14 protein-coding genes are annotated in these 18338 nt (G+C 62.6%); 9 read left to right on the plus strand and 5 right to left on the minus strand.

The features are described from left to right. The first annotated feature begins 7 nt into the window (after positions 1-7). Genes OEZ71_RS00540 through OEZ71_RS00550 form a run of 3 tightly spaced genes read left to right on the plus strand, consistent with a single transcriptional unit; the run spans position 8 to position 2871 of the window. Positions 8-847 (plus strand): carbohydrate ABC transporter permease, encoded by an 840-nt coding sequence (locus OEZ71_RS00540; protein WP_263737981.1) that lies wholly within the window; start codon positions 8-10, stop codon positions 845-847. Next, positions 844-1863 carry a Gfo/Idh/MocA family protein gene (locus OEZ71_RS00545; protein ID WP_263737982.1) on the plus strand — a complete coding sequence of 340 codons (1020 nt, stop codon included), beginning with the start codon at positions 844-846 and terminating at the stop codon, positions 1861-1863. The genes OEZ71_RS00540 and OEZ71_RS00545 overlap by 4 nt, the downstream gene beginning before the upstream one ends. A gap of 9 nt (positions 1864-1872) precedes the next feature. Then, positions 1873-2871: an ABC transporter ATP-binding protein gene (locus tag OEZ71_RS00550; RefSeq protein ID WP_263737983.1), complete on the plus strand. Its 999-nt coding sequence runs from the start codon at positions 1873-1875 to the stop codon at positions 2869-2871. Between the two features lie 61 nt (positions 2872-2932). Here the strand turns inward: OEZ71_RS00550 and OEZ71_RS00555 are convergent, their stop codons facing one another. Both OEZ71_RS00555 and OEZ71_RS00560 read right to left on the minus strand, forming a co-directional pair. Then, positions 2933-4555: an alpha-D-glucose phosphate-specific phosphoglucomutase gene (locus OEZ71_RS00555; protein WP_263737984.1), complete on the minus strand. Its 1623-nt coding sequence runs from the start codon at positions 4553-4555 to the stop codon at positions 2933-2935. 18 nt (positions 4556-4573) lie between these two features. Further along, positions 4574-5200 carry a helix-turn-helix domain-containing protein gene (locus tag OEZ71_RS00560; protein WP_263737985.1) on the minus strand — a complete coding sequence of 209 codons (627 nt, stop codon included), beginning with the start codon at positions 5198-5200 and terminating at the stop codon, positions 4574-4576. An 85-nt stretch (positions 5201-5285) separates the two neighbouring features. Between OEZ71_RS00560 and OEZ71_RS00565 the strand changes: the two genes are divergently transcribed. The 3 genes from OEZ71_RS00565 to OEZ71_RS00575 are packed head-to-tail and all read left to right on the plus strand — an operon-like array spanning position 5286 to position 8679. Further along, positions 5286-6797, plus strand: a complete 1512-nt coding sequence (locus OEZ71_RS00565; RefSeq protein ID WP_263737986.1) for a class I adenylate-forming enzyme family protein — start codon at positions 5286-5288, stop codon at positions 6795-6797. Further along, positions 6794-7453: a DsbA family oxidoreductase gene (locus OEZ71_RS00570; protein ID WP_263737987.1), complete on the plus strand. Its 660-nt coding sequence runs from the start codon at positions 6794-6796 to the stop codon at positions 7451-7453. Before OEZ71_RS00565 ends, OEZ71_RS00570 begins: the two co-directional genes overlap by 4 nt. Beyond that, the gene (locus OEZ71_RS00575) at positions 7450-8679 is read left to right on the plus strand and encodes a multidrug effflux MFS transporter (protein WP_263737988.1); all 1230 of its coding nucleotides are present in this window, start codon (positions 7450-7452) and stop codon (positions 8677-8679) included. Before OEZ71_RS00570 ends, OEZ71_RS00575 begins: the two co-directional genes overlap by 4 nt. Positions 8680-8960: 281 nt before the next feature. Here OEZ71_RS00575 and mfd read toward each other — a convergent pair whose 3' ends face one another. Then, the gene (gene mfd / locus OEZ71_RS00580) at positions 8961-12410 is read right to left on the minus strand and encodes a transcription-repair coupling factor (RefSeq protein ID WP_263737989.1); all 3450 of its coding nucleotides are present in this window, start codon (positions 12408-12410) and stop codon (positions 8961-8963) included. Positions 12411-12441: 31 nt separating this feature from the next. Next, on the minus strand, positions 12442-12969 hold the full coding sequence (locus OEZ71_RS00585) for a component of SufBCD complex (protein WP_263737990.1): 528 nt from the start codon (positions 12967-12969) through the stop codon (positions 12442-12444). 120 nt (positions 12970-13089) lie between these two features. On the opposite strand from OEZ71_RS00585, the gene hemB reads away from it, so the two are divergent. Together hemB and OEZ71_RS00595 are read left to right on the plus strand one after the other, a co-directional pair. Beyond that, positions 13090-14085 (plus strand): porphobilinogen synthase, encoded by a 996-nt coding sequence (gene hemB / locus OEZ71_RS00590; protein WP_263737991.1) that lies wholly within the window; start codon positions 13090-13092, stop codon positions 14083-14085. Between the two features lie 122 nt (positions 14086-14207). Beyond that, positions 14208-14765, plus strand: coding sequence for a lipid-binding SYLF domain-containing protein (locus OEZ71_RS00595; protein ID WP_263737992.1), 558 nt, complete (start codon positions 14208-14210; stop codon positions 14763-14765). A 45-nt stretch (positions 14766-14810) separates the two neighbouring features. On the opposite strand, the gene OEZ71_RS00600 is transcribed toward OEZ71_RS00595, so the two are convergent. Then, positions 14811-15683, minus strand: a complete 873-nt coding sequence (locus OEZ71_RS00600) for an NAD(P)-dependent oxidoreductase (RefSeq protein ID WP_263737993.1) — start codon at positions 15681-15683, stop codon at positions 14811-14813. A 128-nt stretch (positions 15684-15811) separates the two neighbouring features. Between OEZ71_RS00600 and OEZ71_RS00605 the strand changes: the two genes are divergently transcribed. Continuing rightward, positions 15812-18277, plus strand: a complete 2466-nt coding sequence (locus tag OEZ71_RS00605; protein ID WP_263737994.1) for a penicillin acylase family protein — start codon at positions 15812-15814, stop codon at positions 18275-18277. Positions 18278-18338 lie beyond the last annotated feature (61 nt).

Consider the following 18338-nt stretch of genomic DNA (forward strand, 5'->3'; position numbering starts at 1 on the left):
GGAGATCATGAACAAGGCCCGCCAAAACCCGCTCAATTCCTTCGCCGCCCATGCCGCGCTGATCACCTGGACCGTCATCGCGCTCTTCCCGGTCGTGGTGATCCTGATCAACTCGTTCAAGACGCGGAAGGCGATCTTTCGCGAACCGCTGGCCCTGCCCTCATCCGACAGTTTTTCGATGATCGGCTACCAGACGGTGATGAAGCAGGGGGATTTTTTCCTCTATTTCCAAAACTCCTTCATCGTCACGGTGGCGTCGCTGTTCTTCATCCTTCTCTTCGGGGCGATGGCGGCCTTCGCGCTGGCCGAGTACCGGTTCAAGGGCAATACGCTGATGGGGCTCTACCTCGCCCTCGGCATCATGATCCCGATCCGGATCGGCACCGTCGCGATCCTTGAACTGATGGTGCAGACGGGGCTTGTGAACACACTCTGGGCGCTGATCCTCGTCTATACGGCGCAGGGCCTGCCACTTGCGGTCTTCATCCTTTCGGAATTCATGCGCCAGGTCTCGGATGACCTGAAGAATGCGGGACGTATCGACGGGATGAGCGAATATGCGATCTTCTTCAAACTGGTGCTGCCGCTTGTGCGGCCCGCGATGGCAACTGTCGCGGTCTTCAACATGATCCCGATCTGGAACGACCTCTGGTTCCCGCTGATCCTGGCGCCGGGGGAAGAGACCAAGACGCTGACGCTTGGCAGCCAGGTTTTCATCGGCCAGTTCGTGACCGACTGGAATGCGGTCCTGTCGGCCCTGTCGCTCGCCATCCTTCCGGTGCTGTTGCTATACGTCATCTTCTCGCGCCAGCTGATCCGCGGCATCACCTCGGGGGCGGTGAAATGAGGGTTCTGATCGCAGGTCTCGGTAATATGGGACTTTCCCATGCTCTGGCCCATCACCACCATCCGGGAGCCGAGATCGTGGGCCTCGTGAACCGCTCCGGCACCTGCGACCACCCCGACCTTGCCGCCTACCCCGTCTTTGACGATTTCGCGCGCGCCCTTGCCGCCACCACACCCGACCTCGCCGTCATCGCGACCTATTCCGATACCCATGCGGAATACGCGGTGGCGGCGATGGAGGCGGGGGCGCATGTCTTTGTCGAAAAGCCGCTGGCGACAACTGTCGCCGATGCGCGCCGTGTGGTCGACTGCGCGACGGCCACGGGCCGCAAGCTTGTGGTCGGCTATATCCTGCGCCACCATCCGTCCTGGCAGCGCCTGATCGCCGAGGCGCGGAAACTCGGCGGACCTTACGTTTTCCGTCTCAACCTCAACCAGCAATCCACCGGCCCGACATGGGAGGTGCACAAGGCACTGATGCAGACGACGCCGCCGATCGTCGATTGCGGCGTCCACTATGTCGATGTGATGTGCCAGATCACCGATGCGAAACCCGTCCGCGTGCATGGCATGGGCCTGCGCCTCTCGGATGAGATCGCGCCCGACATGTACAATTATGGCCAGTTTCAGGTGATCTTTACCGATGGATCGGTCGGTTGGTACGAGGCTGGCTGGGGCCCGATGATGTCCGAAGTCGCCTATTTCGTGAAGGATGTGATCAGCCCCAATGGTGCCGTCTCTATCCTCTCGGGCATGCATCCCGAGAGCGACAGTGTGGAAGGCCATACCAAGGTCGGCAGCTTGCGCATCCACCGGGCGGACCAACCCGATACCGATATCGACTTCCCCGGAGAGCCTGACCATCAGGCGCTCTGCGATGCCGAACAGGCCTTTGTCCTCGGCGCCATCGCCGAAGACATTGACCTGACCCGCCATATGGAGGACGCCGTCGCCTCCCTCGCCATTTGCCTTGCAGCGGATGAAAGCATCCGCACCGGCAAGGCCATCGACCTGTAGGATGACAAGATGACCGCATTGAAGCTTGAGAAGATCAACAAATCCTTCGGTCAGGTTCATGTCCTCAAGGACATCGATCTGGAGGTCACGGAAGGCGAATTCATTGTCTTTGTCGGTCCCTCCGGCTGCGGCAAATCCACGTTGCTCAGGGTCATTGCCGGGCTGGAGGACGCGACATCGGGTACGATCAGCATCGGCGGACGCGATGTCACCGCCACGCCACCTGCCAAGCGCGGCATCGCGATGGTGTTCCAGTCCTACGCGCTCTACCCCCATCTCGATGTGACGGGGAACATGGCGCTCGGGTTGAAACAGGCGGGCGAGACGAAGGCCACCATCGAAGAGCGCATCGCCATGGCCGCGAAGATGCTGTCGCTTGAGGACTACCTCAAACGCCGCCCCGCCGAGCTTTCCGGCGGACAGCGCCAGCGTGTCGCTATTGGTCGCGCCATCGTGCGCAAGCCCGAACTGTTCCTTTTTGACGAGCCGCTCTCGAACCTCGACGCCGCCCTGCGCATGGCAACCCGCGTGGAAATCGCGCGGCTCCACCGCGAACTTGGGGCGAGCATGATCTACGTCACCCATGACCAGACCGAGGCGATGACGCTCGCCGACCGCATCGTGGTCCTGCGCGACGGGCGGGTGGAGCAGGTCGGCTCTCCCATGCAACTCTATAACGATCCTGACAACCAGTTCGTCGCGGGCTTCCTCGGCGCGCCCTCGATGAATTTCCTGCCCGCCGGCCCGCTTGGTGCCAAGGGCGCCACGCTCGGCATCCGCCCGGAACATCTACGTGTTTTGCCCGATGGCCGGATCAAGGGCACCGTCACCCATGTCGAACGGCTCGGCGGCGACACCAACCTGCTTGTCGGCACCGAGGCGGGCGACATCGTGACCGTCCGGCTCTTCGGCCAGCACGACCAGCGCGTCGGCCAGCCAATCACGCTTGGCTACGACCCGTCCCATGCCTATGCCTTCGACGCGGACGGGCGCCGCCTGCGGGGGTAAAGCGTCCACTTTCTGTCCGAAAATACTCTGGGGGTCCGGGGGTGAAACCCCCGGCCTTGCCTCAGGTCACGACATCCGGCCCCTCGCGCCCGGTCACGGCCCGAATTCCGGCAAGCTCCTCCGCAGCCCGGATCATCGGCGCAAGCGCCGCCTGCACCTCCTGATCCAGCCCGTCCGGCCCGGCCGCATAACGTTCAAGATAAAGCCGCAGCGTGGCCCCTTCGGTCCCGGTGCCGGAGAGGCGCAGGACGATCCGCGATCCGTCTCCGAACACCACGCGTAGCCCCTGCCGCTCTGACGTCGAACCATCGACCGGATCTGCATAGGCGAAGTCGTCCGCCGAGCTGATCGTCCGGCCCGCAAGATCCGTTCCCGGCAGGCCGGGCAACCGGGCGCGCAGCCCGTCCATAACCTCGTTCGCCACCTCGACCGGAAGCGCCTCGTAGTCGTGGCGGGAATAGTAGTTGCGCCCGAATTTCCGCCAATGCGCCTTCAGAATTTCCCCAACGCTTTCCTTGCGTTCGGCAAGGATGTTCAGCCATAGAAGCACGGCCCAGAGCCCGTCCTTCTCCCGTACATGATCCGATCCGGTGCCAAAGCTTTCCTCGCCGCAAAGCGTCGCCCGGCCCGCATCGAGGAGGTTGCCGAAAAACTTCCAGCCCGTCGGCGTTTCATAGGCGCCGATCCCCAGAGCCTCCGCCACGCGGTCAGCGGCGCAGGAGGTCGGCATCGACCGCGCCACCCCTTTCAGGCCCGCACGATATCCCGGCGCGAGATGGGCGTTCGCGGCCAGAACCGCGAGACTGTCTGAGGGAGAGACATAAATCCCCTGCCCCACGACCATGTTGCGGTCCCCGTCCCCGTCCGAGGCCGCGCCGAAATCCGGGGCGTCTGCCCCGAACATCTCATCCATCAGCTCATGCGCCCAGGTCGGGTTCGGGTCGGGATGCATGCCGCCGAAATCGGGCAAAGGCTCGGCATGGACAACCGTTCCCGGCGCGGCCCCGAGCCGCCCTTCGAGGATTTCCTTCGCATAGGGTCCGGTCACCGCGCACATCGCATCAAAGCGCATGCGAAAGCCGCCTGCGAACATCGCGCGGATCTTCGGGAAGTCGAAAAGGCTTTCCATCAGCCTGGCATAATCCGCCACCGGATCGATGATGAAAACCTCCATGCAACCAATATGTTGCATGCCGATCTTAGACAGATCAATGTCCCGCTCATCCGCGATGCAATAGGCATCAATCTCACCGCTGCGGGCAAAGATCGCCTCGGTCACCGCCTCAGAGGCTGGCCCTCCATTCGGGCCATTGAACTTCACCCCGAAGTCCGCATCCGGCCCGCCGGGATTGTGGGAGGCCGATAGGATTATGCCGCCATCGGCGCCATTCCGCCGGATCAGATGCGAGGCGGCGGGCGTGGAGAGAAGCGCGCCCTGCCCGACGATCACCCGTTTCGCGCCGTTGGCGGCCGCCATCTTCAGGATCGTCTGGGCAGCCTCGACGTTGAAATAGCGCCCGTCGCCCCCCAGCACATAGGTCTTGCCCTCAGCACCCCCGGTTGCGTCAAAGATCGACTGGATGAAGTTTTTCAGATAACCTTTGGACATGAATACCTTCGTCTTCTTGCGAAGACCCGAGGTTCCCGGCTTCTGCCCCTCAATCGGGCGTGTCGTCACGCGCATATGAAATCCTTCAACCGTTTACATCAGGCTTGTCACCCAAAGGATCGTCGCATCCTCAGGGCTCAGCGAAATTACGTTATGGCCCATCGAGGCGTCGTAATAGGCGCTGTCGCCGCGACGGAGATCGACGGGTTCGTAGAACTCGGTGTAAAGCCGCGCGACGCCGGTCAGCACATAAAGGAACTCTTCCCCGTCATGGCGAACCCAGCCGTCGAATTCCTCAACTGAGCGGGCCCGGATGCGGGCCGTATAGGGCAGCATCTGCTTGGCCCTGAGCGCACCGGCCAGAAGCCGGTGTTCGTAGGTCGCGGTCGCATGGGCCTGCCCCTCACCCGATTTCGTCACTGCCATCCGGCCGGAAACCTGCCCCTTGGATGGCGGCGTAAAAAGCTGCGGAACCGAGATTGCCAGCCCCTCGGCGAGCTTCTTCAGCGCCTCGTAAGTGGGTGACATCTGACCGTTTTCGATCTTCGACAGCGTTGAGCGCGCAAGCCCCGCCTGCCCTGCCGCCTGTTCCAGCGTCCAGCCGCGTTCCTTGCGCAGTTCGCGCACCCTCAGACCCAGATTGAGGGGCTCTGCCCGCTCCGTGCCGGCCCCGTCGGCGCGGGCGATGCGGATGATGCCGGTTGGGTCGATATCGCTCATCTGTTCATCCCGGAAGACATGGTTCTGCATTAACGCCATTCCACCACCGCTTGCAACGCCCGGGCCCAGGGCGTAGCGAAGGGCCATGCTGTCCGTGACCGATCCCCAGCCCTTTGCAGCCTGCCCCGCACCCTTCAATCTGGCGCAACACGTTCTGGCGCGCGCAAGTGGGCGATCAGACCATATTGCCTTGCAGATCGTACGGGCGGACGGGGCGGAACGCTGGAGCTACGGGCGGTTGGAGGCCGCCGTGCGCGGAGTAGCGACGGGTTTGGGGCAGGCAGGTCTGGCCCCGGGCAACCGGGTGATGCTGCGCCTGGGCAATGGCGTAGCTTTCCCTCTGGCCTTTCTGGGTGCGGTGACAGCGGGGCTGATCCCAGTGCCCACGGCCGCCGGTCTGACCACTAGTGAGGTCACGCGGTTGTGCCAGACCGTCCGCCCGGCGCTGATCGTCGCGGGCGCAGGCATCGCGCTTCCCGATGATCCGGTCTGCCCCGTTCTCGCAGAGGAGGTGCTGCGGGGCTATGAGGCGCTGCCGCCCGCAGACTATGTCATGGGGGACCCAGACCGGCTGGCCTACGTCGTCTTCACCTCCGGCACTTCGGGAACGCCACGCGCTGTTGCCCATGCCCACCGTGCGGTCTGGGCGCGCGGCATGATGGCGGCGGGCTGGACCGGGATCGGGCCCGAAGACCGTCTGATGCATGCGGGCGCGCTCAACTGGACCTATACGCTTGGCACAGGCCTTTTCGATCCATGGGTCGCAGGGGCCACCGCCCTGATCCCGGCCGAAGGCGTGACGACAGAGATGCTTCCTTTGCTCGCGAAACGGTTTGATGCAACGATTTTTGCAGCCGTTCCAGGTGTTTACCGAAAGATCCTCAAATCTGGGAAGCCAGTGTCACTGCCCCGCCTGCGCCACGGACTGTCGGCGGGCGAGAAGCTGTCGCCCGCAACGCGCGATGCATGGCGCGCGGCAACCGGCACTGACCTGCATGAGGCGATGGGGATGTCGGAATGCTCGACCTTCCTGTCCTCGTCGCCTGCCCGTCCCGCTCCGGACGGCACCACGGGTTACGCCCAGCCGGGCCGACGTATCGCGGTTCTTGGAGCGGACGGCAGTCCGGTACCGCGCGGAGGGCCCGGCATCCTCTCCGTCCATCGCTCCGATCCGGGCCTCTTTCTCGGTACGCTTGAGGGTGATGTGATCGTGCTACCCGAAGGCGACTGGTTTCAGACCGGCGACATGGTGGAAATGGCCGATGACGGCGCGATCTCTACGCTTGGCCGCGCCGATGACATGATCAATGCGGGCGGATTCCGGGTGTTGCCGTCAGAGATAGAGGCGGCAATGAACGCGCATCCCGGCGTGGCCGCCAGCGCGGCGGTGGAAGTGCCGGTCAGGGCCGATACCTCGGTCATCGCGCTTTTCTACACGGGCGAGGCCGAGGAAAACGCGCTCATCCCCCATGCTGAAACCTGCCTTGCGCGTTACAAGCAACCCCGCCTCTATATCCGCCGCGATGCCATACCGGTGACGCCGAACGGCAAGATCAACCGGCGCGCTTTACGTGAAGAATGGAAGGAAACCCGATGATCCGGCTTGATATTCTATCAGATATCGCCTGCCCCTGGTGCTATGTCGGCAAGGCCTATCTCGACCGGGCGCTGGAGGCGCATGCCGATCATCCCTTCACCATCGAATGGCATCCTTTTCAGCTGAACCCGGAAATGCCGAAGGAAGGCATGGACCGCCGCGCCTATATGGAGGCAAAATTCGGCGGCAAGGAGGGCGCGGTGCGCGCCTACATGCCGTTGATCCAACATGCCGAAAAGGCGGGGGTCGAGCTGAACCTCGAAAAGATTGCCAAAACGCCAAATACGCTCGACGCGCACCGGCTGATCCACTGGGCGGGGCTGGAGGGGCGGCAGACGCCGATGGTTGCGGCGCTTTTCCGCGCGCTCTGGCGTGACGGGCGCGACGTAGGCGACGCCGATGTATTGGCCGATATCGCCGGAGAGGTTGGGCTGGACCGCGCCATGATGCGCCGCCTGCTGGATGGTGACGGCGATGTGGAGGATATCCGCGCCCGCGATGCCCATGCCCGCGAGCGGGGTGTGACCGGCGTGCCGTGCTTCGTCATCGCCAACCAGCATGTGCTTCAGGGGGCGCAACCGACCGAGACCTGGGGCAAGATCATCGAGGAACTGACAGATCGCATCGCGGAGATGCAGCGGGACGCGGAGCGATGACGGCCATTCCCGACACCGCTGCTATCCGCCGCCTGCCCACCATCGAGTTTGTCGCTCTTCTGGCGATGCTGTTCGCGATGACGGCATTCTCGATTGATGCAATGTTGCCCGCGATGCCGGAAATTGCGGCCGAACTGACACCGGACTCGCCGAACCGGGCGCAGCTGATCATCACCAGCTTTGTTCTGGGCATGGGCATCGGCACCTTCGTGACCGGCCCCCTGTCGGACACGTTCGGGCGGCGGGCGGTGATCCTTGGGGGCGCAGTGCTCTATTCCATCGGCGCGGTGCTGGCCTGGGCTGCGCCGACGCTGGAACTGGTTCTTGCGGCACGACTGTTGCAGGGGCTTGGTGTTGCCGGGCCCCGCATCGCCGGAGTGGCCCTGATCCGTGATCTTTATGCGGGCCGCGACATGGCGCGGCTCGTCTCTTTCGTGATGATGGTCTTCACGCTGGTGCCCGCCGTGGCGCCGCTTTTTGGTGCGTTCATCATCGACGGGTTCGGCTGGCGCGGAATCTTCATCGCCTTCGTCCTTTTCGTCGCGATTTCGATGACATGGTTTATGCTGCGTCAGGCCGAAACCTTACCGGTCAGTAATCGCCGCCCATTCTCCTCCACCGCGCTAATTGAGGCCGCGCGGGAGGTGCTGACCCATCGGTTGGTCATGTCGGTAACTTTGGTCCAGACGCTGGCCTTCGCGTCACTCTTCACGACGCTCTCGTCAACCCAGCAGGTCTTCGACCAGAGTTTTGGCCGGGCAGAGGGTTTCCCGAAATGGTTCGCGGTGATCGCGCTCATTGCTGGCACGGCGAGCCTTTTGAATGCGCGGTTGGTCCCCCATCTCGGCATGCGGTTCATGGTAAAGGCGACCTTTGCTGCACAGGTTGCGAATTCCACCGTCATTCTGGCGATTTTCATGTTTGGTCTCGTTCCGGATTACATGAACTTCTGGTTCTATCTTTACTGGACAATAACAGTTTTCTTCATGATCGGCCTGACCATCGGCAATCTCAACGCGCTGGCACTGGAACCGATGGGCCATATCGCCGGCATGGCGAGCTCCATCGTGGCGGCATTGGCAACGGTTCTTTCCGTTCTTGTCGCGGTGCCAATCGGATTGGCTTTTGATGGCACACCAGTGCCGCTGATGGCCGGGGTTTTGGGTTGTTCGCTGACGGCCCTTCTCCTGATGCGGCTGGTCCCGCGTGCGGATGTTATCGGATAACATCGGAGCGCGATTGTTTAGCCAGCAGCGATAACTCAATCCTAAATCCGGCGGTGTTCTTGTGACGCCGCAAAAGGTCCGGTGGGGTATCACAATACTCGGGTCAGGTTCGTGGCATGTCGTCACGTATCGCGCCAGGTGGTTAGCTAGTGATGTCTTGCAGCGTCGGCTATTGGTGCGATGTCGACGGGTGTGTCTGGTAACCGGGCCAACGGCCGGGGTCTGTCCCTGCCCTTTGGCCAGAAAGGCGGTGGCCCAATCCCCGGGTCACCGCCTTTCGATTACTTTGCGGCCACAACTTTCGCTTTCTCCGCCAGATCGCGGGCGATGGCGTATGCGCCCTTGACCTTGTCGCTGTCCTTGGCCCAGTCGCGGCGCACGATGACCTTGTTGTCCTTGATCTTCGCAAGACCATTCTGCGCCTGAAGATAATCGACCAACCCGCTGGGGGACGGGAATTTATCCATGTGAAACTGGATCGTCGCACCCTTCGGCCCTGCATCAAGCCGTCCGATATGGGCACGGCGGCACATCGCCTTGATCCGCATCACCAGCAAGAGAGTATTCACCTCTTTCGGCACCGGCCCGAAACGGTCGATCAGTTCGGCCGCAAACCCTTCCAGTTCGACCTTCGTCGTCAGCGACGACAGGCGCCGGTAAAGGCCGAGCCGAACGTCAAGGTCCGGGACGTAGCTTTCTGGGATCATCACGGGCACGCCGAGATTGATCTGCGGCGACCACTGGCCGTCATCCTCGGTCGGCGTCGCAATATCACCCGCCTTGATCCGGGCAATCGTCTCTTCCAGCATCGCCTGGTAGAGTTCATAGCCGACCTCGTTGATGTGGCCGGATTGCTCCTCGCCCAGAATGTTACCGGCACCCCGCAGGTCGAGGTCCTGGCTGGCCAGCGAGAATCCCGCGCCGAGGCTGTCGAGGCTGCCCAGAAGGCGCAGCCGCTTCTGCGCATTCGGTGTCAGCGGCGTGCGGGGCTTGGTGGTCAGGTAGCAGTAGGCGCGCAGCTTCGATCGCCCCACCCGGCCCCGGATCTGATAGAGCTGCGCGAGCCCGAACATATCGGCGCGGTGGATGACCATCGTGTTCGCCGTCGGGATATCCAGACCGCTTTCGACGATGGTGGTCGCCAAGAGGACATCATACTGGCCGTCATAGAAGGCGTTCATGCGTTCGTCGAGATCGCCCGCCGCCATCTGACCATGGGCGATGACATAGGAGACCTCAGGGACATTGGTCTTCAGGAAGTCTTCGATCTCGGGCAGATCCTTGATGCGCGGGACGACATAGAAGGACTGCCCGCCCCGGTACCGTTCGCGCAGAAGCGCCTCGCGAATAGTGACTGAGTCGAACTCGCTGACATAGGTGCGGATCGCTAGACGGTCGACTGGCGGAGTGCCGATTATCGAAAGATCACGGACACCTGTGAGCGAAAGTTGAAGTGTCCGCGGGATCGGTGTGGCGGTCAGTGTCAGGACATGGATCTCGGATCGCATCTCCTTCAGGCGTTCCTTGTGGGTGACGCCGAAATGCTGTTCCTCGTCTATGACCAGCAGACCGAGATTGCGGAACTTCACCTGTTTGGCCAGAACCGCATGGGTGCCGATGACAATATCTACCGTACCCTCGGCCAGCCCTTCGCGTGTGGCCTGTGCGTCGCGGGCGGAGACAAAGCGGGACAAGGGCCGGACCGTGATCGCCGTGCCTCGGAAGCGTTCGGAGAAGGTCTTGAAATGCTGCCGCGCGAGCAGTGTCGTCGGCGCGATCACGGCGACCTGTACGCCCGACATCGCCGCGATGAACGCGGCGCGCATCGCGACCTCGGTCTTGCCGAAGCCGACATCGCCGACAATCAGCCGATCCATCGGCCGACCTTCGGCCAGATCGTCCACCACCTCGTCGATCGCTGAAAGCTGATCGTCGGTTTCCTGATAGGGAAAGCGGGCCGAAAACGCGTCCCATTCATGGTGCGGCGCCTCAAGGATCGGCGCTTTGCGCAGAAGCCGTTCAGCAGCGACCCGCATCAGCCGTTCGGCGATCTGGCGGATGCGTTCCTTGAGCTTGGCCTTCTTGGCCTGCCAGGCCCCGCCGCCGAGTTTGTCCAGAAGGCCCTCTTCATGGCCGTAACGGCTGAGGAGTTCGATATTCTCGACCGGCAGGAACAGCCGGTCGCCGCCCGCATATTCCAGCGCCACGCAATCATGCGGCGCGCCGAGCGCCAGAATGGTTTCAAGCCCAGTGTAGCGGCCGACTCCGTGGTCGACATGGACCACGAGATCGCCGGGTGACAGCGATTGCGCCTCGGTCAGGAAGTTTTCGGCCTTGCGCTTTTTCTTTGCGCCCCGGATCAGCCGGTCTCCCAGAACGTCCTGTTCGGAAATGACGGTCAGGCCCTTGCCCTCGAACCCGTGTTCGAGCGCCCAGACGACAAGGAAAAGCCCGCCCTTACCTTCGGGAACATCGCGGAAATCACGGATGAGTTTGGCCCCATGGACCTCCTCATCCTCCAGCAAGCCTTTCAAACGCTCCCGCGCGCCTTCGGAATACGATGCGACGACAACCTGCCCGTCGGCACGGCGTGCATTCAGGTGGTCCGCCAGCGCACTAAAAAGATTGACATTCTCAAGCTGGCGTTCGGGCGCGAAATTCCGACCGATGCGCCCGCCCGCATCCAGAACGCCAGGCCCTGTGGCCTGCGGCAACTCCACCAGCTGGATCACGCGGTGCCCGCCAAGCGCCGCATCCCATGCGCTATCATCAAGGTAAAGCAGCCCCGGCGCCGCGGGTTTATAGACCGAATCCAGCCGGTCCCTACGCTTCATGGCCTCCAGACGCGTATCGTATTGATCCGCAATCCCGACCCACCGTGCATCGCGGGCAGGCGTGATCTGATCGTCCAGCATGACCGAGGCGCCGGGCAGGTAGTCAAAGAGCGTCTCAAGCCGCTCGTGGAAGAAGGGCAACCAGTGTTCCATGCCCGCATGTTTGCGGCCTGCGCTGACGGCCTCGTACAAGGGATCGTCGGTGCCAGCAGCGCCGAATTCGATCCGGTAATTCTGGCGGAACCGGGTGATCGACGCCTCGTCCAGGATGACCTCGGAGACCGGCGCAAGTTCCACAACCGTCAGTTTCTCGGTCGTCCTTTGCGTTGCCGGGTCGAAACGCCGCGCGCCGTCCAGCACATCACCGAAAAGATCAAGCCGGACCGGACCGCCCTCGCCCGGCGGATAGATGTCGATGATGCCGCCCCGGATCGCATAATCACCGGGTTCGGTCACAGTGGGGCTCTGGCTGAACCCCATACGAACAAGGAAGTCGCGCAGAGCACCTTCGTTGATCCGTTGACCTACCCGTGCGGTGAAAGCGGACGCTTGCAACACCTCGCGCGCGGGCAGCTTCTGCGTGGCTGCATTCAGTGTGGTCAGCAGGATGAACGGACCCGGAAGACCCTGTGTCAGCGCGGCTAGCGTTGCCATGCGGGTGGCCGAAGTATCGGCATTCGGCGAAACCCGGTCGTAAGGCAGGCAATCCCATGCCGGAAAGGTCAGCACCAACGCATCGGGCGCAAAGAAGGCCAAAGCTGCCCGCATTGCCTCCATCCGCTTGTCATCGCGGGCGATGTGGCAGACAGACACGCCTTTGGCCAACTCCGCGGCGAGGAGTCGGGCGTCATAACCCTCGGGGGCGCCGGTTAAAGTGATATGGGCGGGCATTGTCATCCGCCTTCACCTATCCGCCCCATGGCCGGTGTCAACCGGGCAGGACCGAGATGTTGAAATTCTGAAGCATCCCCCAGATCGCGGTGACGAAGATCGAGATCATGCCGAGCACCTGAACAGCCAGTCTGTGAAGTGACAACCGCCGCCGCAGGACTTCACCCCGGTCGCCGTTTTTGTCGATGTGCCGTGCCGTCATGACGGTCATGAAGGCGACCAGGGTCATGGGCGCGCCGATCAGGAACAGGGCCTGGCAGAACTCCACCTTGTAGACAAACCCCAAAAGCGCCAGCGTGGTAAGGGTGAATGACAAAAGGATCATCAGGAACAAACCCGCCTCAGCTACAATATAAAGAATGCGGTTGACATTGATACGGACGAGGTCTTCGAGGTCAGTTTCCGCCTGCCCACCAACACGCCGGGCACGCAGCACCATGTCATAGGGCACCCCGAGCACCCAGTGCGACGCAGTTGACCAGGTAACGGCCAGTGCGATCCAGTACCACAGATTGGAAAACGACCTCAGGTCAATAAGGTCCAAAATCAGCCGCGTCCAATCCAATTCCTGCCCCTCGCCCTTCTGCCGTCGCCGATGCTATCGCCGCCCTGCGACGGTTTCCACCCTTGAGATGTATCCCGATCCGTGCGAACCGCTTGTTAAGTTGACGAAAGAGCGATTGCCATGACCCCGACAGATGCGAGCTTTCCCGCCGCCCGTTTCCGCCGCCTGCGACGGACGCAAGCATTGCGAGACCTTGTGGCTGAACACCGCCTGAGCGTAAAGGACCTGATCTGGCCGCTCTTCGTGACCGATGTCGCCGGGGCGGATGCACCGGTGGCCTCGATGCCTGGCGTGTCACGCCTGACCGTCGAGGGCACGGTACGCGCCGCCGAGGAGGCGGCAAAGCTTGGAATTCCGGCAATCTGCCTGTTTCCGTATACCGATCCCGCATTGAAGACCGAAACCTGCGAAGAGGCCTGGAACCCTGAAAACCTATCGAACCGCGCCGTGCGGGCGATCAAGGCTGCCGTGCCCGAGATCGCGGTGATGACCGACGTCGCACTCGACCCCTACAACGCCAATGGCCATGACGGGCTGGTGCGCGACGGAGTGATCCTGAACGACGAGACGATCGAGGCGTTGGTCAGGATGGCGCTGGCGCAGGCCGAGGCGGGGGCCGATATCCTTGGTCCTTCGGACATGATGGATGGCCGCATCGGTGCGATGCGCCGGGCGCTGGAGGCCGACGGCCACAAGGATGTGACGATCCTCTCTTATGCGGCGAAATTTGCGAGTGCCTTCTACGGTCCGTTCCGCGACGCGGTCGGTGCTTCGGGTGCGCTCAAGGGTGACAAGAAGACCTATCAGATGAACCCGGCCAATCGGGACGAGGCGCTGCGGTTGGTTGCCCGCGACCTTTCCGAAGGTGCGGATATGGTGATGGTCAAGCCGGGCATGCCATACCTCGACATCTGCCGCGATGTGAAAAATGCGTTCGGTGTGCCGACCTACGCCTATCAGGTCTCGGGCGAATACGCGATGCTTAAGGGTGCGATCCTGAATGGATGGGTGAAGGAGGAGGTAATGCTGGAAAGCCTTCTGGCCTTCCGACGCGCAGGCTGCGACGGGATTTTGACCTATTTCGCCCCCGATGCGGCACGGGCCTTGGCTGGCTGAAGCACGCTCATCTTCTCGTGCCCCGGCACAACACTTAATGACATGGCGGGTATTCTGCCCTATAGATGGTAGTGAACCGGCCAGACAAGGTCGGCATAGGCAGTTGAGAGCGGAGCAGTAACATGAACGGACTTTCCCGTCGCAACATCATCCTATCGGGCGGCGCGGTGCTGGGACTTGCCGCGTGCGGCAACGGCGTCGGTGGTCAGGGCGGCGCGCGCCTCGATGCTCGGGTCGACGCGACGCGCGATTACGTGCGCGCGAATTTTCCGGGCGCCACAGCCGAAATCGCAAATGCGGCCGGTGTTCTCTACATGCCGGTCGTGACCGAGGCGGGTTTTGGCTTCGGCGGGGCTTACGGGCGCGGCGCGCTCCGGATCAACGATGTGACGGTGGACTACTACTCGGCGACACAGGCGAGCTGGGGCTTGCAGATCGGCGCCCAGCAGTACTCGCATGTACTGGTGTTTCGCACGCCGGAGGCTCTGTCCAAATTCCGCGCAGCCGATGGCTGGGCCGCAGGCACCGACATCGTCTACGCGCTGCCCGATGGCGGCGCCGCAGCCGGGATCGAGACGACAACCACCTTGTCGCCCGTCGTGGCCTATGTCTTCGGCCAGTCGGGTTTCATCGCGGGCGCGACACTGAACGGCACGAAGTACAGCCGCATCATTCCCTGAGCCGGTTCCGACCCGCCCGGGGGCGGGCCGACCCGCCGAGGAGGCTTATCCGAGCTTGCGGAGCCGGGCAAAAAGGCTCGACGTATCCCAGCGGCCGCCACCCATCTTCTGGACATCCTTGTAGAACTGGTCGACCAGCGCCGTGACCGGCAGGCTGGCGCCGTTCTCCTCGGCGGTGGCGAGGCAGATGCCAAGATCCTTGCGCATCCAGTCTACTGCGAAACCGTAATCGAACTTGCCGTCCTTCATGGTCTTGTGGCGGTTGACCATCTGCCAGGACCCGGCAGCCCCCTGGCTGATCACCTCGACGAGTTCCTCAATATCAAGCCCGGCCTTCTCCGCGAAATGCAGCCCTTCGGAAAGGCCCTGGACAAGTCCGGCAATGCAGATCTGGTTGACCATCTTGGCGAGCTGGCCCGCGCCCGTATCGCCGAGGCGGCGGCAGATACGGGAATAGGCCGCAATCACTGGCTCGGCCCGGTCATAGCTCGCCTGATCGCCGCCGCACATGACCGAGAGAACACCATTTTCCGCGCCGGCCTGACCGCCGGAGACTGGCGCATCGACATAACCGATCCCGTCTTTTGCCGCAGCGGCGGCGAGTTCACGGGTAACGGCCGCCGAAACCGTGGTGTGATCGACGAAGACGGATCCCTTTTCCATCCCGGCAAACGCACTGTCGGGGCCGAGGCAAACCGAGCGTAGGTCGTCGTCATTGCCGACGCAGGCCATCACGAACTCTGCCCCGCGCGCCGCTTCGGCCGGGGTCGCGGCCGCCCGGCCGCCATGCTTTTCCACCCATGACGCGGCTTTTGCAGCCGTGCGGTTATAGACCGCTACATCATGACCTTTCGCTGCCAGATGGCCGGCCATCGGAAAGCCCATCACACCCAAGCCAAGAAATGCCAGCTTCGCCATCCTATCCTCCCAAGATCATTGCGGTTCGGCCCGTTCTGCCCTAGTTAACCGCCCTGCCCGTGCCGTCAACCGGTTGCGAGCTCCGGCGTCTGCGGGCGCGCCGGACCTGCCTGTCCTTTCGGAGTGTCATGCTTACCGCGTTTCGTTGGCTCTTGCGGATATTCACGGGACTCTTGCTCCTGTCCGTGGGTGTGGTCACGCTCGCCTATTATTTCGCGGCAAGGTCGTTGCCCGACTATGACGAGGATTTCCGTCTCGACGATATCTCTGACAGGATCGAAATCGTGCGCGACACTGCCGATGTGCCGCATATTTTCGGCACGACCGACGGGGACGTGTATTTCGCGCTGGGCTTTGCCCATGCACAGGATCGGCTCTGGCAGATGATCGTGCAGCGTCGGACAGCGCAGGGGCGGTTGTCGGAGGTGTTCGGCACCCGCACCGCGAAGACCGATGAATTGATGCGCCGCTTTGATCTCAACGGTCTGGCGAGCCATTCGCTTGCCGCGCAAGACGACGAGACGCTGGCGGCGCTCGAGGCCTATTCGCGCGGCGTCAATGCCTGGATCAGCATCGTGAACGAGGAGGCCAAGGGGCGCGGCGCCCCGGAACTTTTCCTCTTCTCGAACGAAATCGCCTATTGGCAACCTGCCGATTCCATCGCGATCCTGAAACTCATGGCGTTCAGGGCCACAGCGCAGGCCCGAGCCGAGATATTGCGCGCAAGGCTATCGCTCTTGTCCAGCGACTGGGCGCAGGACCTGCTGCCAGACGTACCGGGTGACGGCGTAGCTGCGCTGCCGCCCTATGCCAGCCTCGTGCCAGGTGTAAAGCGGTCCTACGCGGCGATCAGCCCGATGACCGACCCCCTCTCTCCCCTGAAGGAACCGGTGTTTTCCGGTGCTTCAAATGCCTGGGCCGCGGCACCTGACCGGTCGGCGGCGGGAGGGTCGCTTCTGGCCAATGACCCGCATTTCGACTTTTCCGCTCCCTCTCTGTGGTATCTGGCCCGGCTGGACCTGGAATCGGGCGGGGTGATCGGCGCGACCATCCCCGGCATTCCCGCAATCCTGACCGGCCGGAATGCAAACCTTGGCTGGGGGATCAGCGCGGCATGGATGGATGATCAGGACATCCATCTGGAAGAGCTAAACCCTGCCGACACCGAGCGCTACCGCACGCCTGAAGGGTGGAAGACCTTCGAGAACCGGAAAACGATCATCGAGATCAAGGATGCCGCGCCGATCACCGTCACATTGCGCTGGAGCGATAACGGCCCGATCCTGCCCGGCAGCCACATGGACCTCGATACGATCACACCGCGCAACCACGTCGCAGCGCTGAGCTGGACGGCGCTTGACCCCGCCGATACGACGATGAGCGCCGCGATCCGGCTGATGCAGGCCCGCTCGGTGGCCGAAGGCATCGCCATCGGTAAGGACTATGTCGCCCCGGCGATGAACGTGACCATGGCCGACCAGGACGGCGTCGCAATGGTGATGTTCGGCAAGATGCCGGCGCGCAACGAGGGCATGAACGGACAGGGTCGTTTGCCGTCGCTCGGCTGGATGGTGCAGAACCGGTGGCAGGGCTATCTGCCCTATGCTTCAAATCCCCGCTTTGTTAACCCGTCGGGCGGTATTGTCGGCAATACCAACAACAAAACCGTTGACCGCCCCTTCCCCCGCCATGTGAGTTTCAACTGGGGCGACACCCAGCGGGTGCAGCGCTGGACCCGGCTGATGCAGGAACGCGAAGTCCATAGCCGCGAAAGCTTTATCGCCGCTCAGCTCGACACAGTCTCACCCGCCGCGCGTACAATCCTACCGCTGATTGCCGCCGATCTTTGGTTTACAGGCGAGGCGGCGCCGGCTGGCACGCCCGAGCGGCTACGCCAGCGTGCATTGGAAATACTGGCCGAATGGGACGGCGACATGAACGAGCATCTGCCCGAACCGCTGATCTATGCGGCTTGGGTACGGGCGTTGCAGAACCGTTTGATCCAGGACGAGCTTGGCCCTCTGGCCGACGCCTTCACCCATGTCGAACCGCTGTTCATCGAACGGGTCTTCCGCGATATCGACGGCGCAGCGCGCTGGTGCGACGTGATGCAGTCGGCGTCCACGGAAAGCTGCACGGACATCGCGCGAATGTCGCTTGATGACGCCCTTCTGGAATTGTCTGAGCGCTACGGGCCGAATGTGGAAAGCTGGCGCTGGGGCGACGCCCATCAGGCAACGCATGATCATCCTGTGCTCGGACGAACGCCGGTGCTGAACTGGTTCGTCAATATCCGGCAATCAACCAGCGGCGGCGACCATACGCTCGACCGTGGCCTAACGGCCGGCACCGGACCGGACCCCTTTCAGAACGTCAACGGCGCAGGCTATCGCGGGGTCTATGATTTCGCCGATCCCGACAGCTCGGTATTCATCATATCGACGGGCCAGTCGGGCCATCCGCTCTCGCGTCATTATGACGACCTGAGCGTGCTGTGGCGGCGTGGGGAATATGTGCCGATGTCCCTTGACCCTGAACTGGCCCGGGCCGCTGCTACAGGGATCACGGTACTGGAACCCGTCGCCGCGCAGTGAGACGCATCGGGCTGATACGCGTACGCATTCCGTCTTGCAAAAGAAAAGGCCGGGGGTATCC

It is taken from the genome of Albidovulum litorale, from assembly GCF_025751495.1.
Classification (GTDB): Bacteria; Pseudomonadota; Alphaproteobacteria; order Rhodobacterales; family Rhodobacteraceae; genus Albidovulum; species Albidovulum litorale.